The following is a 17,220-nucleotide window of genomic DNA, read 5'->3' as shown; positions in this document are numbered from 1 at the left end:
GTCGGTCCCACGCGTACAGACCGGCGCGGTACGGGAAACTCATCGGTGCGCGATCTGAGCTCACCTGTGGTCCTCGTGCTCGGTGGCTCAGCCGCAGACTCATCGTTCTGGAGCGCCGCCCGCCGTCAGACCGCAGCCCGCATACCGTGACCTCGGACGGGCAGGAAACCGGGCGCTCGCAGCGGCTACCGGTCGCTTGCGGCGCCGGCGACCGCCGGCCCGCGCCCTCCTGGAAGTCCCGCAACCACCAAGGCGATGGCCTCCTCTGCGGTGTCGGCCTCACTGACAACGATCCCGCGCGATGGCCCGCAGATGCGGTAACGGTCACCGCTCAACGGATCGACGAACGGCACGTCCCACGAGTACGGAAAGCCGGTGCAGGTGCTGAAGTGGAGCGACCGGTGGCTGGTAAACGGATACAACTGCCGCAGTTTCGGGTCGGCCGACGCCATCTCGGCGAGCAGCAGTGTCTGGCGGGCGAGGCCGAGCCGATGCGCCTCCTGGCGCAAATCCTCCAAGAGGAACCGCCACTGGACAGTGACTGCTTCGGCTGGACCGCGTTCATGTGCTTCGATCAGTTCGCTCACGTTGATGAAGGGGGCAGCCTTTTGAATCTCGCGGAGCCGGGCGCCGCTTCGCCAACCTGCTGTGGCTCGGGCCAGCTCTTCCAGATCGGAGGTCGAGCCTGAGAGTAGCTGCACACCTTGACGCAGGCCATTGATGTGGAACCAACGGCTCTCCGACCCGAGGAAAATCCAGCAGGGCTCCCGGTCGGAAGCTGTGCTGGGGACTCCGGCTGTCCGCAGCGGATCCGAATCGTTGCTCAGCACCGCTCCCAGGTCGAAGCCTTGCTCGGCGGCAGCCAGCGCCAGGGCCCCGGCCAGACTGCCGGCATCCGCAAGCTCCGGATAGAGATCAGGAGCGGCGGCCACTGGTTCGTGGCCAGCAGGGCGCGGAGAGTTCGAGGCCACGGCCGAAGTCTGCCGCCTTTGCTGGGGAAATGGGCACCTTCGTGAGAAGAACCTACAGGGAGGGCGGACCATGGATGAACTGCCCGAGGGGCTCCAGACCTGGTTCGACGAGCACGAGGAACGCTTGCGATCGTGCGGAATCACCGGTGCCGTCCAGCGATCGCCCGAGGACGGTCGGACCAAGGCCAGCACGTGTATGACGCTGGAAACGGACGGCCACGTCGCCATGCTCACCGTCTGGAGCAGCGGTGAGGCGGAACTTGAGTGCGGGGACGTGGCAGCAGACCGGGTTCGTCGGCAGCATCGCGATCTCCGCACCTTCGAGGAGCTTCTCGGCGCCATTGAGACCGTCCGCGAGTGGATCCGGACGAAGGGCGGAGCAACTACGGGACAGGCGACGTGATCAGCCGGGTTGCGGAGCCCCTGCGGTTTCGAACTGCGAGCCGATGCCGTTCCACATGAAGGCGTCCCGCCAGTCCCCGCACGCGGGAGCCGGCCCGCAGGTGTGGGGCGCCCGTTGAAGCGGGACCGGTCAGAAGTGCCGCGACCGGCCAACTCCCCTGCTCCGGTGGGCCGAAACGGGCAGGTGAGGTCGGGGCTGCCGTGCCAGTGCCGCGATCTACGATCCGGCCCATGAGCATGATCGGGGAGTACGCGCGGGTCACGCCAGCTGAGTTGGACCGGGCGGTCCGCGAGCCCGACTGGGCGCGGGGCTTCATCTTCGAACTCCTCGAAACCGAGACCGGCGCGGAGGAGGACGCTGGCTCGGACATCACACGGTTTCCGGACACCGACAAGGCATGGGTGGGACGCCATCGGGTATCTGCTCCGCCGCGTCGACTTCCCAGTGGACGTCACCTACGGCGAGGAATCGATACCCGGAGCCGACGACTGGGCTACGGTCCACCGCGCTACCTCACCCCCGAACAGGTGCGGACGGCCGCGGAGGTACTGGGGACGACGAGCTCCGACAGGCTGGTTCACGGCGTGTCGCAGGAGGACCTGGCCCGTGCGGACGTGTATCCGCTGATCGTCTGGGAGCGCGGGGAGTCCTTCGACTACGTACGTGGCCACTATGAGGCACTGGTCGAGTACTTCCGGGGGGCGGCGGGGGACGGTGACGGGTTGCCGCTGTGGTTGGGCCAGGCGCGGAGCCGGGATCTGCGGGCTCATGCGGTCGGGGACGGTGCGGACCAGGACTGAGCCGGCGTAGTGCCTCGGGTGCCCGGCCGATCTCCCAGCGCTTGACCTCGCACCGGCGGTACGCGTTCTCCCCCGCCCGGTCCGGAACGGCCCAGGCGGGGGAGAAGAGGGGCAGCAGCCCGTCGAGGTGCGGTTCGAACGCGGCGGTACGGGCGGGCGGATCCGGAATCATCTCGAACGTCACAGGCACCCCCGCCCGGAATCTACTCCTCGCCCGCCAGCGTCAGCGACCGCAGCCGCTGGGCGGCGAACCAGGTCGCGCCCGCCGTGACCACGATCAGCAGGACCGTTGCCACCGGCAGCGCCACGTCGGAGACGACGTGGCCGCCCTGGCCGATCTTCTCGCCCACCGCCAGCGCCCACTGCTGGATGCTGAGCGTCTTCACGCCGTCGACGAGACTGCCGAGCAGGGCCTCCCACACCAGCGCGTAGACGAGTCCGAAGACCACCGCGTGCCGCGAGATCGTGCCGAGCATCAGGAAGAAGGCGGCGTACGCGACGGAGGCGACCGCGGCGGCCAGGGCGTACGCGACCGCCAGGCGGCTGCCGTTGCCGCCGAGGATGAACCCGGCGACCAGCGTCGGGAGCGCGGAGAACGCGGCGGTCACGCCGACCGCGACGATCAGCTTGGTGAGGATGATCGTCGGGCGCGGCACGGGCTTCGCGAGCAGATAGACGATCGAACTGTCGTCGATCTCCGGGCCGATGGCCCCCGTGCCGGCGATGACGCCGATGAGCGGCACCATGGTCGCCAGCGCGAAGCCGCCGAGGAGGTCGGCGGTGACCTCGTCGTCGGCGCCGACGAGGGCGCGTACGACGATGGCGATGACGATGAGCAGGACGGGCAGCAGGAGCAGGATGAGCGCCCGGCGGCGGCCGAGGATGGCCCGCTGGGTGAGCCGGGCGACGGTGGGGTGGTACAGCATCGCGTTCTTCGCTCCTTCTCAGGCCGCGACCAGGTACGAGAAGACGGATTCGAGGGACTCGTCGGACGGCGAGACCTCGTAGAGGCGGATGCCGTGGTCCCTGGCGACGCGCGGCAGCAGCTCGGTGAAGCGGGCGAAGTCGACGGCCTGGACGTGCAGGACGCCGTCGCGCCGGTCGAGTTCGAGCCCGGCCGTGGACGGGTCGGCGATGAGCGCGGAGGCGAGCGCGCGGTCGTCGCTGGAGCGTACGGCGTAGTGGTGCGGGCGGTCGGTCATCAGCCGGCGGATCTTGCGGAAGTCGCCGGAGGCGGCGTGCCGGCCGGCGACGATCACCTCGATGTGCGCGGCGAGTTGCTCGACCTCCTCCAGGATGTGGGAGGAGAACAGCACGGTACGGCCGGCGGCGCCCATCTGCCGCAGCAGGTCCATGAGGTGCATGCGCTGGCGCGGGTCCATGCCGTTGAACGGCTCGTCGAGGAGCAGCACGTCGGGCTCGTGGACGAGGGCGGAGGCCATCTTCACGCGCTGGCGCATGCCTTTGCTGTACGTGCTGATCCGGCGGTTCTGCGCGTACTCCATCTCGACCGTGGCCAGCGCCTTGCGCGCGGCGTCGGCGCCGAGGCCGTGCAGCTCGGCGTTGGCGAGGACGAACTCGCGGCCGGTGAGGAAGTCGTACATCGCCTCCCGCTCGGGGACGAGCCCGATCTGCTTGTAGACCTGCTCGTTGCGCCAGATGCGAACACCGTCCAGGGTGACCGCGCCGGTGGAGGGGGAGAGGAAGCCGGCCATCATGTTGATGAGGGTCGACTTGCCGGCGCCGTTGGGGCCGAGGAGGCCGGTGACGCCCGGTCCGATGGCCATGGTCACGTCGTTGACGGCGACGACGTTGCCGAACCAGCGGGAGACGCTGTCGATCCGGATGGTGGTCACAGCCCGGCCTTTCGGTAGCGGCGCAGCAGGAACAGGTGGCAGAGGGCGGCGAGCGCGAGCGTGAGCAGCAGCGCCGCCGTGCCGGCCGCGGTGGACGGGTCGACGGGCTCGGGGGAGGCGGTGGCGGGGGTCGCGCCGAGGAACGTCGACTGGATGTTGTCGATGAGGCCGATCGGCGAGAAGAGCGCGAACCAGCCGATGGCGCCGAGGTTGTCCTGCTCCCACGCGATGCCCTGCAGCGCGCTGACCGCGCCGAACGGCACGGTGAACGCGGCGATGACGGCGGCGACGCCGAAGCCGCGGCGCGGGGTGAGGGCGGCGATGGCCAGGCCGATGCCGGCGAAGAGCACCGACAGCAGGGCGACGGAGAGGAGCGCCTGGGCGAAGCCCTTGGTCTGGTCGGTGAAGTCGAGCTTCGCCAGCAGCGCGCCGACGTAGAGGATCAGCAGGGGGGTGGCGGTGAGGATGAAGAGCGCGGAGGCCATCGCCGCGTACTTGGCGGCGACGTAGTCGACGCGCTCGACGGGGCGGGAGAAGTAGAGCGGGACGGTACGGAACCGCAGGTCGCGGGAGACGGACACGGGGGCCTGGGCGGCGATGAAGAGGAAGATGACGGGCTGGAGGTAGATCGCGTAGTCGGTGTACTCCAGCGGCAGTTCGTCCATGCCGGTGCCGATGGCGACCGCGACGAGGATGAGCGCGACCAGGCACATGATGCCGAAGAGGAGCGCCGGCGGGACCTTGGACTTGGCGGAGCGGCCGAGGCCGTACGCGGCACGCAGGGACTGGGTGAACAGGGAGCGGCGGGCGTAGCCGCGGCCGAGGCGGGGTCCTTCGTAGTGGCGGTAGCCGATGTCGTGGATGACGTCGGTGGCGGCGGGTGTGCTCGGGCCGGGGGCCTGGGCGGTGGCGCCGGTCTTGCCGGTGGCGCCGGAGTTGCCGGCGGCGGGCGCGTCAGTGGGCATGAGGGCTTCCTGCGGGGTCGGTCGCGGGGTCGGTCGCGGACGTGCTCGCCGGGGTGGGCGCGGCTGTGCTCGTGCTCGTGCTCGCCGGGAGGGTGTCGTCGTCGCGGAAGATCTCCGCGATGCGGTGCCGGCGCTGCTCCATGCGCACCAGCCCGAGGCCGAGCCCGGCCACCGCGTCGCGTACGACGTCGTACGTGCCGTCGTCCTCGGCCTCGACGTACAGCAGCCGGCCGTCCGCGGTGATCGCCAGGCCCGCGCCGGCGAGCGCCTTGCGCAGGGTGGCGGTGCCGTCGGGGTGGGCGTCGGTGTCGGTCACCTCGACCGCGAGGGTGGCGGTGGTCTGCGTGAAGTCGCTGGTGGAGCTGGAGCGCAGCAGCCGGCCGCCGTCGATGACGACGACGTGGTCGCAGGTGCGCTCCAGCTCGCCGAGGAGGTGCGAGGTGACGAGGACGGAGATGCCGAAGTCGGCGTGTACGCGGCGGATGAGGCCGAGCATGTCGTCGCGGCCGACCGGGTCGAGGCCGTTGGTCGGCTCGTCGAGGAAGACGAGCTGCGGGTCGTGCACGAGGGCCTGGGCGAGCTTGACGCGCTGCTTCATGCCGGTGGAGTAGCCGCCGATGGGGCGGTAGCGCTCCTCGTACAGGCCGACGTGGCGCAGGGTGTCGGCGGTGCGCTCGCGGGCCGCGGTGGCGGGGAGGCCGGACATACGCGCCATGTGGACGACGAACTCCGTGGCGGAGACGTCGGGCGGCAGGCAGTCGTGTTCCGGCATGTAGCCGACGCGCTCGCGGATCGTGGCGGCGGTGTCGCTGCCGGCGGCCACGTCGAGGCCGAGCACGCTGGCGGAGCCCTCGGAGGCGGGCGACAGGCCGAGCAGGATCTTGATCAGCGTGGACTTGCCGGCGCCGTTGGCGCCGACCAGGCCCGTGACCCCGGGGCCGATGTCGAGGGTGAGGCCGTCGAGCGCGGTGACCCGGGGAAACCGTTTGCTCAGGTTCTCGGTGGCGATGACTGTCACGTTGCACGACGGTAGTGGTGCGGGGGCGCGGGGGCGTCAGACCTGGCGATGGTTGGGGGATACGACCGGGGAGGGACGGACCCGTAGGGGGAAGGGGCCGGGAACCCTGAGGTTACCGGCGGTATCCACAGGGCGACTGACGGGCATTGACGGAGCCATGGGGCGATGTCACAGTCATTGGTGTCAGCTTTCGGGGCGGGCCCGGCTTCGGGTGAAGTCGGGCCGGACAGGGTGGATTTGGGGCGGGGCCGGCCGAGGAGGGCCGGCCGCGGCGGTTGCGGGTGTGGGTGCGGTTTCGGTGTGGGTGTGGGTGCGGGTGCGGAATTCGGGTGGCGGGAACGGGAGGGGCGGACTGATGACACTCACCGAGTCCTCGGCGGCTCTGCGGGGGTTCAGAAGCGTGCAGCGCCTGGCGTACGCGTGCGCGGAGGCGGTCGCGGCGCAGCTCCGGCCGGGGGTCACGGAGCGGGAGGCGGCGCGGATGCAGCGGGAGTGGCTGCGCGAGCGTGGCGTGCGGGACTGGTTCCACCTGCCTTTCGCGTGGTTCGGCGACCGGACGGCGTTCGCGGGCTTCAGGGTGCCGCTGCAGTTCTTCCCGACGAACCGGGAGCTGGCGCCGGGCATGCCGTTCATCCTCGACCTCGCACCGGTGCACGGCGGGCACACGGCCGACGTGGGGTATTCCGGCTCCCTCGGGCCCAACCCCGTGCACGACAGGCTGATGCGCGACCTGCGGGTGCACCGGGAGCTGATCCTGCGCGAGGTGCGCGAGCGCCGCCCCCTGCGGGAGGTCTACGAGGACGTGGAGCGCCTCATGGTCCGCCAGGGCTATCACAACCGGCACCGGGCCTATCCGTTCGGCGTCATCGCGCACAAGGTCGACCGGGTCCGGGAGCGGCGCTTCTCGCCACACGTGTTCGGCTTCGGCACGCAGAGCCTGAAGGGCCTGGCGAAGGACGCCCTGCGCGGGCACCGCGAGGGCTGGTCGCCGCTGTGGAGTCCGTACCGGTTCTCGCAGCATCCGCCGCGGCCGGGGCTGTGGGCGGTGGAGCCGCACCTGGGCTTCCGGGGCACGGGGGCGAAGTTCGAGGAGTTGCTGGTGGTGACGGATTCGCGGGACGCGGAGGAGAGCGCGTTCTGGCTGGACGACGACCTGCCGCACGTGCGGCGGTGGGCGGAGGCGGCGGCGGACCGGGAGCTGGCGGAGGACCGGGCGCGCGACGAGGCGCCGGACCCCGGGGCCGGCGAGGCGGAGGAACCGGCGCGGGACCCGGCGCCGGGCGGCGGGCCGGGTGCGGCGCAAGGGCGGGCGCAGGAGAAGGGGCGGGTGGCATGAGCGAGCGGGACGGCGCGGCCGTACGGGAGCGGTGGGTCAGGACCGCCGGGGTCGAGCTGTGCGTGGCGGAGCTGGGGGACGCCGCGCAGCCGACGGTCGTGCTGCTGCACGGCTATCCGGACAGCAAGGAGGTGTGGTCCGAGGTCGCCTCCCGGCTCGCCGAGCGCTTCCACGTCGTGCTGTACGACGTCCGCGGCCACGGCCGCTCCACCGCGCCGAAGCCGCTGAAGGGCGGCTTCACGCTGGAGAAGCTCACGGACGACTTCCTCGCCGTGGTCGACGCCGTCAGCCCGGCCCGCCCGGTGCACCTCGTGGGGCACGACTGGGGCTCGGTGCAGGGCTGGGAGTTCACCACGGTGGAGCGCACCGAGGGCCGCATCGCGTCGTTCACCTCCCTCTCCGGCCCGTCTCTCGACCACTTCGGGCACTGGATCAACGGCCGGCTGCGCCGCCCCACACCGCGGCGGGCCGGCCAACTGCTCGGCCAGACCGCCAAGTCCTGGTACGTGTATCTGCTGCACACCCCCGTCCTGCCCGAGCTGGCCTGGCGCGGCCCGCTCGGCGCGCGCTGGCCGGCGATCCTGCGGCGGCTGGAGAAGGTCCCCGGCGCCGGCTATCCGACGGCCTCCCTGGGCGACGACGCGGCGCACGGCACCTGGCTCTACCGGGACAACGTCCGCGCCCGGCTGCGCCACCCCCGCGCCGACGCCTACGCGCACGTGCCGGTGCAGCTCATCACCCCCGCCGGCGACGCCTTCCTCTCGCCGAGCCTCTACGACGACCTGGACCGCTGGGTGCCGCAGTTGCTGCGGCGCACGATCGACGCCCGGCACTGGGTCCCGCGTACCCGGCCCGACCAGCTCGCCGAGTGGATCGGCGAGTTCGTGCTCGCCCACGAGGACGGCACGCCGGTGGCGGAGATCGTCCCCGACGGGCCGTACGCGGACCGGTTCGGCGGGCGGCTGGTGCTGATCACCGGCGCGGGCAGCGGCATCGGCCGGGCCACCGCCTTCGCCTTCGCGGAGGCCGGCGCGCGGATCGTGGCGGCGGACGTCGACGCGGAGGGGGCGGCCACGACCGCCGAGTTGTGCCGGATGATCGGCGCGGCGGAGGCGTGGCCGGAGGTGGTGGACGTCGCGGACGAGGAGGCGATGGAGAAGTTCGCCGAGCGCGTCGCCGCTTCGTACGGGGTGGTGGACGTCCTGGTGAACAATGCCGGGATCGGTCTGTCCGGCCCGTTCCTGGACACCTCGACGGCGGACTGGCGCCGGGTGCTGGACGTCAATCTGTGGGGCGTCATCCACGGCTGCCGGCTCTTCGGCAGGCAGATGGCCGAGCGCGGCCAGGGCGGGCACATCGTCAACACCGCCTCGGCCGCCGCCTATGCGCCGTCGCGAACCCTGCCCGCGTACGCGACGTCGAAGGCCGCGGTGCTGATGCTGTCGGAGTGCCTGCGCGCGGAGCTGGCGGGTCAGGGGATCGGCGTCTCGGCCGTCTGCCCCGGCTTCGTGCACACCGACATCACGGCCACCACACGGTTCGCGGGAGTCTCCGAGGAAGAGGAGCAGCGCCGGCGGAAGAGCGTGCACCGCTGGTACGGGAAGCGGAACTACCCCGCGGAGAAGGTCGCCGGCGCCGTGCTGCGGGCGGTCGTGCGCAACCAGGCGGTGGTGCCGGTCACGCCGGAGGCGCGGGGCTCGCGGCTGCTGGCGCGGTTCGCGCCGAGGGCGCTGCGGGCGATAGCCCGGGTGGAGCCGAAGATCTAGCGCCGGGCTACGGGCTCCCGGCTCCCGGCTCCCGATCCACGGTTCACCGTTCCCGATTCCCGCCGGTCCTCCTGCTCGTTCCCGTCCCCGGGCCGGTGCGTCCGCCGTCCACCCACCACCTGACCAGAGCCACTTGCCTCCCAGGAGCAGCATCGTGAGCACCGAAGCACGGCCCCCGCCCGCGGAGCACGGCGTGCGCACGCCGCACCGGACCTCGTTCGACCGGCCGGAGACCCCGGCGTCCGCGCCGGCCGTACCATCCCTCCCAAGCGGGCCCGGCGCGGCGGCGAGCGGGCCGGGGGACCGGGACACGGGCGGGCCGGGCGACCGGCCGAGGGGCAGGCGAGCGGTGCTGGAGCAGCAGACGGCCGGTGAGTACCGGATCGAGGGTCTGGCGCACGCCAGCGGCACGACCGTACGTACCATCCGCGCGTACGCCGACCGCGGGCTGCTGCCCCGGCCGGAGCGGCGCGGGCGGACCAACGTCTACGGCGAGGAACACCTCGCCCGGCTGCGGCAGATAGCCGGCCTCCTCGACCGCGGCTACACGCTGGCGTCCATCAAGGAGCTGCTGGAGGCGTGGGACGCGGGCCGGGGGCTCGGCGGGGTGCTGGGCCTGGTCGCCGAGGTGCAGGGGCCGTGGACCGACGAGGAGTCGGGGCAGTTGAGCCGGGCGGAGCTGGCGGAGCTGTTCGGCGGGGCGGCGGACGAGTCCGCGGTCGAGGAGGCCGTCGAGCTGGGTGTGCTGGAGCGGGTGCCGGCCGAGCCGGAGATGTTCCTCGTGCCCAGCCCCCAGCAGCTCACGGTCGCCGCGGAACTGCACGCGGCGGGCGTCCCGTTCACCGCCATCACCGGCCAACTGCGCGAGCTGCGGCTGCGGGTGGAGGAGATAGCGGCGGGCCTGCTCGACTTCACCGCCGAGCATGTCTTCCAGCGCTACCTGGACCACCCCCCGTCGGACGCGGAGGCGACCGAGGCCGCCGGCCTCGTACGCCGGCTGCGTCCGCTGGCGCAGCAGACGATGGACGCGGAGCTGGCCCGCGCGATGCGCACCCTGGCCACGCGCCAGCTCCACGAGCACCTCGCAGGCCAGGACCAGCCCCCGGCCGCCGCCCCGGCGACGGTCCCGGTGAGCCTGCCGGCGACCACGGTGGCGGCCGTCCGCGATCTGGTGGGCCCCGCGGCGACGGCGGAGTTCGTCACCTCGGCGACGGAACGGGAGGTCCACAAGCGCCGCATGGACACCCTGGCGAGGGGCGCCGACGGGGAGGACGACGCGGGCTGAGCGGCGGGGTCTCCGGCGCCGTGAGGTGAGCGGCGAGGCCCGGTGTGTGGAGGGCCGGTCCGGCGGTGCGAGCGGCTCGGGCGGCACGGCCGGACGCGGGGTTGACCCCAGGTTACCCGCGGGTCACTCTGGGTCGGCCGTCCAACGGGAGGAGAACACCCATGCGCAGACGCAGCTTTGTCAGAGGGTTAACCGCCACGACCGCCGCCACCGGGCTCGGCCTCACCGCCGCGGGACACGGCCATGCCACTTCAGCCACTTCAGCCACCGCAGCCACCGCAACCACCGGCGCCGACGACCGGTCCGTCCGCGGCGCCCGGCCCCGGGCCGCCTGGCGCGAGGTCCCCGTACCGGCCGGGGCGCCCGCCGTGCTGCTCAGCGCCGTTGCCGCCGCGGGGCCCGATCTCGCGTGGGCCGTGGGTGAGGAGGCCCGTAGCGGGTCGACCTCCGGCCGGCCCGTCGCCCGTACCTGGGACGGCTCCGCCTGGCAGGTCACCGATGTGTCGCACCTCGCCTTCGCCGGCAGCATCCGCAACGTCGCCGCCGCTCCCGCGGGCCTCGCGGGGGCGGTCGCCGCCTGGGCCGTGGCGTACGACCGGGCCGGTGCCGACCACCTCCTCGCCTGGGACGGCACCACCTGGCGCGAGCACGACTTCCCCGGACGCGGCGCGTCCGGCACGGAGTTGTGGGCCGTCGCGGTCGCCCCCGACGGCACCGTCCGGGTCTCCGGCACCCGCGACGGCGCCTCCCGCGTGCTGCGTTCCGACGACGCGGGCGGCACCCGCTGGAGCTGGTCCCCGCCGCTGCCCACCGACGACGGGTCCGTCCCCAGCCTGTGGAACGTCCACGTCGACCGCGCCGGCGCCACCTGGGTCTCCGGTGACGTCGTCGTCGCCCGGTACGACGACCGCTCCTGGCACGTCCTGCCCCGGCTCGCCGGACTGCGCCTGTCCGTCACCGACCTGCTCCCCGTCGCCCCCGACGACATCTGGCTCACCGGCCACGACTACGGCGCCGGCGGCCCGCCCGGCAAGCCGCCGGGCGTCGTCCTGCGCCACTACGACGGCACGGCGTGGAGCGACGTCGCCGCCCCCTTCACCGTCGGCTCCCTCGGCGCCATCGCCCCCGACGCCGCCGGCCGCCCCGCCGTCATCGCCGGCTGGGACTTCTGGGACGGCACCAGCGCCCACTACCTCCGCTGGGACGGCACCGCCTGGGCCGGCGAGCGCGGCCCCGCCGCCGCTCAGGGCATCACCCCCGTGATGTCCGCCCTCGCGCCCATACCCGGCACGGCCGGCTTCTGGTCGGCGGGTACGACGGCGCAGTCGCCCTTCCCGCCCGCCCAGGCGCGTATCGAGCGCTACGGCTGACGGTCCGCCCTCTACCCTGGACGCCGGCAGAGCGGACGGCGCGGGGAGGGTGGCTGGTGGGCAGCGGACGGATCCCCGTGGTCGTTCTCGCGGGGTTTCTGGGCTCCGGCAAGACCACCCTCCTCAACGGGCTGTTGCGCAACGGCAACGGCACCCGGATCGGCGCCGTCGTCAACGACTTCGGCAGCATCGAGATCGACGCCATGGCCGTCGCCGGCCAGGTCGACTCGATGGTCTCCCTCGGCAACGGCTGCCTGTGCTGCGCCGTCGACACCTCCGAGCTGGACGCCTACCTCGACCGGCTGGCCGCCACCGGCAGGATCGACGTCATCGTGGTCGAGGCCAGCGGCCTCGCCGAGCCGCAGGAACTCGTGCGCATGGTGCTGGCCAGCGAGAACGACCGCATCGTGTACGGAGGGCTGGTCGAGGTCGTGGACGGCGCCGAGTTCGCCGCGACCCGCGAGCGGCACCCCGAGATCGACCGCCACCTCGCCGTCGCCGACCTCGTCGTGCTCAACAAGACCGACCGGATCGACGACGCCGAACGCCGCCGCCTCCACGAGGCGATCGGGGAACTGGCCCCCGGCACACCCGTGGTGGCGACGGCGTACGGGCGCGTGGACCCCGAGCTGTTCTTCGACCCGAGGGGCGACGACGGCCCCGGCGCGACGGCGCCCCGCCACCGGCAGCTCTCCTTCGCCGACCTGGCGACCGAGGAGTGCACCGGTGACGACCACGGCGCGCATCTCCACGCGGCGTACGAGAGCGTCGAGTTCGCCACCGCCGAGCCCGTCAGCCCCCGCCGCCTGCTCGACTTCCTCGACACCCGCCCCGCCGGCCTCTACCGCGTCAAGGGCTTCGTCCACTTCGGCGTCCCCGGCCACCCGCAGAAGTACGGACTGCACGCCGTCGGCCGCTTCCTGCGCTTCCGCCCCGCCCCCTGGGGCCGCGGCGAGGAGCGGGTCACGCGGTTGGTGCTGATCGGCGCGGGGATCGACGCCGATGCCGTACGCAAGGAACTCGACACCTGCCGCGGCCACGTACCGCAGGACGGTGGCGAGGACGCGATGTGGGGCGTGCTGCGGTACGTGGACGGAGCCGGGGACCCGGACGCGTAGCCGGCCACCCGGGTTCAACTGCCCGTTGCGGGACAGAAAGTCTGCGGGCCCCCAGACGCTGCAAGCTGGCCCGCGTCGTGCATCCGACCGAGAGGGATCCCGCATGAGCACGTTGAGCCGTCGCGCCCTGGTCACCGGAGCCTCCGCCTCCGGCCTCGCCCTGGCGCTGCCCCGCCCCGCCGCCGCCGCCGAGCCCGCCGCCGGAACCGCGGAAGGAGCACCCGCGGCCGCCGACGCCGCCGTCGCGTACGCCGCCTTCCGCCTCGTCCGCCTCCGCCCCGGCGACCCCGCCGTGCCCGAGGTGACGCTCCCCGACGGCTACGAGTTCGTGCCCGGCGACCGCTACCACGTCGCCAGCCGCGCCGAGTACTACTCCTTCGTCCGCGGCCCCGCCACCCCCGAGGGCATCGAGGTCTCCGTCCGCTGGCCGGGCGTCACCGTCGCCGCCGTCGTCCACATGGACACCCGGCTGCGCCTCAGACGCGACCCCGCCGACCGCCACCGCTTCGCCTTCACCCTCCCCGTCACCCAGCCCTCCGCCGACGCCAACCAGCCCACCCTGCAGATCTGGAGCCACCCCGACATATCGCCGGGGATGTACTACAAGCTCGACCACAACGACCCCGACCGCGTCGCAGGACCCTGGACCACCGTCCCGTGGCCCGCCAAGCAGGCCCGCTCCCAGCTCCACCAGCTCGTCGCCGCCCACCGCATCCTCGTCGACTCCGGCCTGAAGGCCACCGCGGCGGCGAAGGGTCACCGCTGGTTCGTCGCCGGCTTCGAGACCAACAACACGCTGCACGCGGACAACCCGCCCCACTGGCACATCTCGTACAACTCCGGCCCCGACTTCGGCTCCCCCACCCACAACACCCACTTCTGGCTCGACGCCGACGCCAAGAACTTCTACAACGGCATGGACGTCACCGGCCTCGGCCGCCTGCGCCACTACGTCGGCGACCCGGCCCGCCTCTACGACTTCGCCGGCGACGCCAACGACGGCCGCGGCGAACTCGTCGCCACCATGACCATCCGCGCGGACGGCGGCATCGGCATCGCCCCGCCCGACGGCCCCATCTACGCCCTCGCCGCGGGCCGTGACGGGACGCTGACCGAGGAGGTCACGGTCGTACGCGACGGCCGCCCCTGGCTGCGCATCGCGACCGAGGACCGCTACCGCGTCGGCATCATGACCATCCGCACCCGGGGCCTGAGCCACCCCGCCGACAACGACGTCACCGTCCTGCGCTACGACCCCCTCACCGGCGTCCTCGTCTGAGCAACCGGCGCCCCACGCTCCGCACGCAGGACGCAGCACCCCGACCCCCCACCCCCGGGTACGCGCCGTCAGATCCCCGGCCCGTACCCGGGGTCGGGCGGCCGCCGCGGCGACCACCACTCCGTGAGCCCCCACACCCCCAGCCCCAGCGCCGCCACGGCCGCCACCGCCGCCACCCACGGCCTCCCCACCCACCGCAGCCCCAGCGCCCAGACCCCCAGCGGCAGCAGCGCACCGCCGAGGACGACGAGCGGCAGGTCGACGTAGAGCACACTCAGGTCGCGCGCGTGGTCCTCGAATCCGCCGTGCACGTTGACCGCTGCCCGCGGCGCCCAGGCGAGCGGCGCGACGGCCGCCCCGAACAGGGCGAGCGCGCACCCGCCCAGCCCGACACCCGTACCGCCGCGCACCTCTGCACCCGTGCCGTCACCACCCGCGCCGTCACCACCCACGCCGTCACCACCCCTTCGTTCCCTTCCACCCCACCACCCCCGCCGGAAACAGACGCGTCCGCCCGGCGGGAAGTTCCCCCGCCTCCCGCTCCGCACCCCCTGGCGACGCGCGTAGACATCGGGCATCATCCTGCGGTGTACCACCTGCTCAGCACGACCCCCACAACTCCCCCGCTCCAGCAGGAGGTTCCACATGCGTGTACGTTCCGCACTCACCGCCCTCGCCCTCGCCGCCGGCGCGGCGGTGGGCATGGCCGCCGCCCCCGCCCAGGCCGCGGCGGCGCCCGCGGCGCCCGCGGCCCCCACCAAGGCCGCCGCGCCCGCCGCTCCCCTGGTCACGAAGATCAGTCACTCCCAGGCCACGTCGATGTTCCGCTCCTCCGGCATCACCTGGTCGTCCTCCGGCGGCTGCTCCGACCGCAACAACCCCACCTGCACCTCCTTCGAGCAGCTCAACCTCGCCTCCGCCCAGGGCGCCCAGACGCTCAAGTCCGCGAGCGGCTGCGGCCTGAACATCACCGGCGGTACCGAGACCGGCCACGCGGGCGGCACGTACAGCCACTGGAACGGCTACAAGCTCGACTACTCCCTCGGCACGTGCATCAACAACTACGTCACCGGCAACTTCGCCTACATCGGCGTACGCGGCGACGGCGCCCCCCTGTACCAGTCCGGTTCCGGCAACATCTACGCCCGCGAGGGCAACCACTGGGACGTCACGTACTACAACTGCGGCGGCTGCTGACCCGCCACCGCCCACCACCCGCGACCCTGCGGCCGCGCAACACAGGCCGTAGGGTCGCGGTATGCGACTGAGCACCCTGATCCTGCCCGTCCGGCGCTGGCACTCCGGCGGTCGTGCGCCATGGCAGCGGGCGGAGGAGCTGGGCTTTTCCGCCGCGTACACCTACGACCACCTGTCGTGGCGGACGTTTCGCGACGGGCCCTGGTTCGGTGCCCTGCCGACCCTGACCGCCGCCGCCTGCGTGACCTCCCGGCTGCGCCTCGGCACGCTCGTGACCTCGCCGAACTTCCGGCATCCGGTCACGCTGGCCAAGGAGTTGATCTCGCTGGACGACGTGTCCGGCGGGCGGATGGTCCTGGGCATCGGCGCCGGGGGTTCCGGGTTCGACGCGACCGCGCTGGGGCAGCAGCCGTGGGCGGTGCGGGAGCGGACGGAGCGATTCGGGGAGTTCGTGCCGCTGCTGGACTCGCTGCTGACGCAGGACACCACATCGTACGCGGGCACGTACTACTCGGCGCACGAGGTGCGGATGATCCCCGGGTGCGTACAGCGGCCGCGGCTGCCGTTCGCCGTGGCGGCGACCGGGCCGCGCGGGATGCGGCTGGCCGCGCGGTACGGGCAGTCGTGGGTGACGACCGGCGACCCGCAGACCTCCGCGACCGGCACCGCCGCCGACTCCCTGGCCGCCATCCGCGCCCAGGTCGCCCGGCTCGCCGAGGCGGGGGCCGCGGTGGGGCGGGACACCGCGGCGATGGAGAAGGTGCTGCTCGCCGGCTTCACCCCGGACCGGCCGCTGGAATCCCTCGACGCCTTCGTCGACTTCGCCGGCAGGCACGCCGCGCTCGGCTTCACCGAGATCGTGCTCCACTGGCCCGTCCCGGACTCGGTCTTCGCCGCCGACGAGCGCGTCTTCGAGCGCATCGCGACGGAGGCGCCGGGGCAGTTGGGGGCCTGATCGCTCACGGGGCCCGCAGCGCGTCCACCGCCAGGCGGGCCGCCGTGCCGATCACCGCGTCGGCCGCCGGGAGCGTCACCGCCGTCGCGGCGGCGCGGGTGCAGACGGCGACCGCGTAGCGGCCCCCGTCCGGGTACTCCACGACGCCGATCTCGTGCCGCAGCGTCGGCAGCGTGCCCGTCTTCCCGCTGATGCGTACGTCGTCGAAGGGGAACCCGGACGCCAGCCGGTGCCCCCACGCCTGGGTGCCCAGCGTGCGGCGCAGATCGGCGGCGTACGCGCCGGTGCACACCTCGTCGCGCCAGACGGCGGCGAGGAGGGCGGTGAGTTCGCGCGGGGTGGAGCGGTTGGTACGGGCCGGGTCGAGGGCGCGGAGGCGGGCGACGCGGGCGGGGTCGAGGAGCGCGGTGGCGCCGGCGGGGCCGGCGTCGTCGGCGAGTGCGGCGTAGAGGTCGCGTACCTTCTGCACGGCGGTGGTACGGGTCAGGCCCAGGGCGGTCATGGTGCGGTTGACCGCCTCGATGCCGACGGTGTCCCACAGCACGTCGGCGGCGGTGTTGTCGCTGACGGAGACCGCGAGGACGGCCAGGTCGCGCAGCGAGAGGCGGGCGGCGTCGCGCATGGCGCCCAGCCCGGTCGGGCCGGGGGTGCGGCCGGCGGCGGGGACGTCGACGGCGGTGGTGAGGTCGACGCGGCCGTGCTCGGCCTCGCGGTAGAGGGTGGCCAGGAGGCACACCTTGTGCACGCTCGCGGTGCTGACCGGGGTGTCGGCGGCCACCGCGAGGGCGGCGCCGGTGTCGATGTCGCGCGCGTGGAGCTGGCCGGTGACGCCGGCTTCCGTGAACGCCCGGCGGATGCGGGACCCGGCGGTGCGGTGGGCGGCCGGCGTGCGCGGGGCGGG

Annotated in this window: 16 protein-coding genes and 1 pseudogene; 10 read left to right on the top strand and 7 right to left on the bottom strand. The window is 73.1% G+C overall.

Features of this window, described 5'->3' with window-relative positions:
• Positions 1–185: 185 nt before the first annotated feature.
• A complete protein-coding gene (locus tag ABGA99_RS20975) occupies positions 186–971 on the bottom strand; it encodes a DUF6193 family natural product biosynthesis protein (RefSeq protein ID WP_347583197.1) in 786 nt (261 codons plus the stop codon).
• 70 nt (positions 972–1,041) lie between these two features.
• Between ABGA99_RS20975 and ABGA99_RS20970 the strand changes: the two genes are divergently transcribed.
• Positions 1,042–1,374 carry a hypothetical protein gene (locus ABGA99_RS20970; protein ID WP_347583196.1) on the top strand — a complete coding sequence of 111 codons (333 nt, stop codon included), beginning with the start codon at positions 1,042–1,044 and terminating at the stop codon, positions 1,372–1,374.
• Between the two features lie 230 nt (positions 1,375–1,604).
• Complete coding sequence (locus tag ABGA99_RS20965) at positions 1,605–2,174, top strand: YfbM family protein (RefSeq protein ID WP_347583195.1); 570 nt, start codon at positions 1,605–1,607, stop codon at positions 2,172–2,174.
• A 203-nt stretch (positions 2,175–2,377) separates the two neighbouring features.
• Here the strand turns inward: ABGA99_RS20965 and ABGA99_RS20960 are convergent, their stop codons facing one another.
• The 4 genes from ABGA99_RS20960 to ABGA99_RS20945 are packed head-to-tail and all read right to left on the bottom strand — an operon-like array spanning position 2,378 to position 6,013.
• A complete protein-coding gene (locus ABGA99_RS20960) occupies positions 2,378–3,097 on the bottom strand; it encodes an ABC transporter permease (protein ID WP_347579756.1) in 720 nt (239 codons plus the stop codon).
• 21 nt (positions 3,098–3,118) lie between these two features.
• The gene (locus ABGA99_RS20955) at positions 3,119–4,030 is read right to left on the bottom strand and encodes an ABC transporter ATP-binding protein (protein WP_347579706.1); all 912 of its coding nucleotides are present in this window, start codon (positions 4,028–4,030) and stop codon (positions 3,119–3,121) included.
• On the bottom strand, positions 4,027–4,995 hold the full coding sequence (locus ABGA99_RS20950) for an ABC transporter permease (protein WP_347579705.1): 969 nt from the start codon (positions 4,993–4,995) through the stop codon (positions 4,027–4,029). Before ABGA99_RS20950 ends, ABGA99_RS20955 begins: the two co-directional genes overlap by 4 nt.
• Complete coding sequence (locus tag ABGA99_RS20945; RefSeq protein ID WP_347579704.1) at positions 4,985–6,013, bottom strand: ABC transporter ATP-binding protein; 1,029 nt, start codon at positions 6,011–6,013, stop codon at positions 4,985–4,987. Before ABGA99_RS20945 ends, ABGA99_RS20950 begins: the two co-directional genes overlap by 11 nt.
• Positions 6,014–6,368: 355 nt before the next feature.
• Here ABGA99_RS20945 and ABGA99_RS20940 point away from each other — a divergent pair.
• The 6 genes and pseudogenes from ABGA99_RS20940 to ABGA99_RS20915 form a co-directional block, all read left to right on the top strand.
• Positions 6,369–7,196 (top strand): annotated as a pseudogene (locus tag ABGA99_RS20940) (M24 family metallopeptidase); the annotation flags it as partial.
• A gap of 149 nt (positions 7,197–7,345) precedes the next feature.
• Positions 7,346–9,115, top strand: coding sequence for an SDR family oxidoreductase (locus ABGA99_RS20935; protein ID WP_347579703.1), 1,770 nt, complete (start codon positions 7,346–7,348; stop codon positions 9,113–9,115).
• A 349-nt stretch (positions 9,116–9,464) separates the two neighbouring features.
• Positions 9,465–10,400 (top strand): MerR family transcriptional regulator, encoded by a 936-nt coding sequence (locus tag ABGA99_RS20930; protein WP_347579755.1) that lies wholly within the window; start codon positions 9,465–9,467, stop codon positions 10,398–10,400.
• Positions 10,401–10,561: 161 nt separating this feature from the next.
• Positions 10,562–11,770 (top strand): hypothetical protein, encoded by a 1,209-nt coding sequence (locus ABGA99_RS20925; RefSeq protein WP_347579702.1) that lies wholly within the window; start codon positions 10,562–10,564, stop codon positions 11,768–11,770.
• A gap of 56 nt (positions 11,771–11,826) precedes the next feature.
• Positions 11,827–12,888, top strand: a complete 1,062-nt coding sequence (locus tag ABGA99_RS20920) for a GTP-binding protein (protein WP_347579701.1) — start codon at positions 11,827–11,829, stop codon at positions 12,886–12,888.
• Positions 12,889–12,991: 103 nt separating this feature from the next.
• Positions 12,992–14,167: a hypothetical protein gene (locus tag ABGA99_RS20915; protein ID WP_347583194.1), complete on the top strand. Its 1,176-nt coding sequence runs from the start codon at positions 12,992–12,994 to the stop codon at positions 14,165–14,167.
• Between the two features lie 68 nt (positions 14,168–14,235).
• Here the strand turns inward: ABGA99_RS20915 and ABGA99_RS20910 are convergent, their stop codons facing one another.
• Positions 14,236–14,577, bottom strand: a complete 342-nt coding sequence (locus tag ABGA99_RS20910) for a hypothetical protein (RefSeq protein ID WP_347579754.1) — start codon at positions 14,575–14,577, stop codon at positions 14,236–14,238.
• Positions 14,578–14,812: 235 nt separating this feature from the next.
• Here ABGA99_RS20910 and ABGA99_RS20905 point away from each other — a divergent pair, with 235 nt between their 5' ends.
• Positions 14,813–15,364 (top strand): hypothetical protein, encoded by a 552-nt coding sequence (locus ABGA99_RS20905; protein ID WP_347579699.1) that lies wholly within the window; start codon positions 14,813–14,815, stop codon positions 15,362–15,364.
• 61 nt (positions 15,365–15,425) lie between these two features.
• Positions 15,426–16,319 (top strand): LLM class flavin-dependent oxidoreductase, encoded by an 894-nt coding sequence (locus tag ABGA99_RS20900; protein WP_347579698.1) that lies wholly within the window; start codon positions 15,426–15,428, stop codon positions 16,317–16,319.
• A gap of 4 nt (positions 16,320–16,323) precedes the next feature.
• Here ABGA99_RS20900 and ABGA99_RS20895 read toward each other — a convergent pair whose 3' ends face one another.
• A complete protein-coding gene (locus ABGA99_RS20895) occupies positions 16,324–17,175 on the bottom strand; it encodes a serine hydrolase (protein WP_347583226.1) in 852 nt (283 codons plus the stop codon).
• Between the last annotated feature and the right edge of the window lie 45 nt (positions 17,176–17,220).

It is taken from the genome of Streptomyces sp. B5E4 (assembly GCF_039871555.1).
Taxonomy (GTDB): Bacteria; Actinomycetota; Actinomycetes; order Streptomycetales; family Streptomycetaceae; genus Streptomyces.
This window is presented reverse-complemented; position numbering and strand designations above follow the sequence as displayed.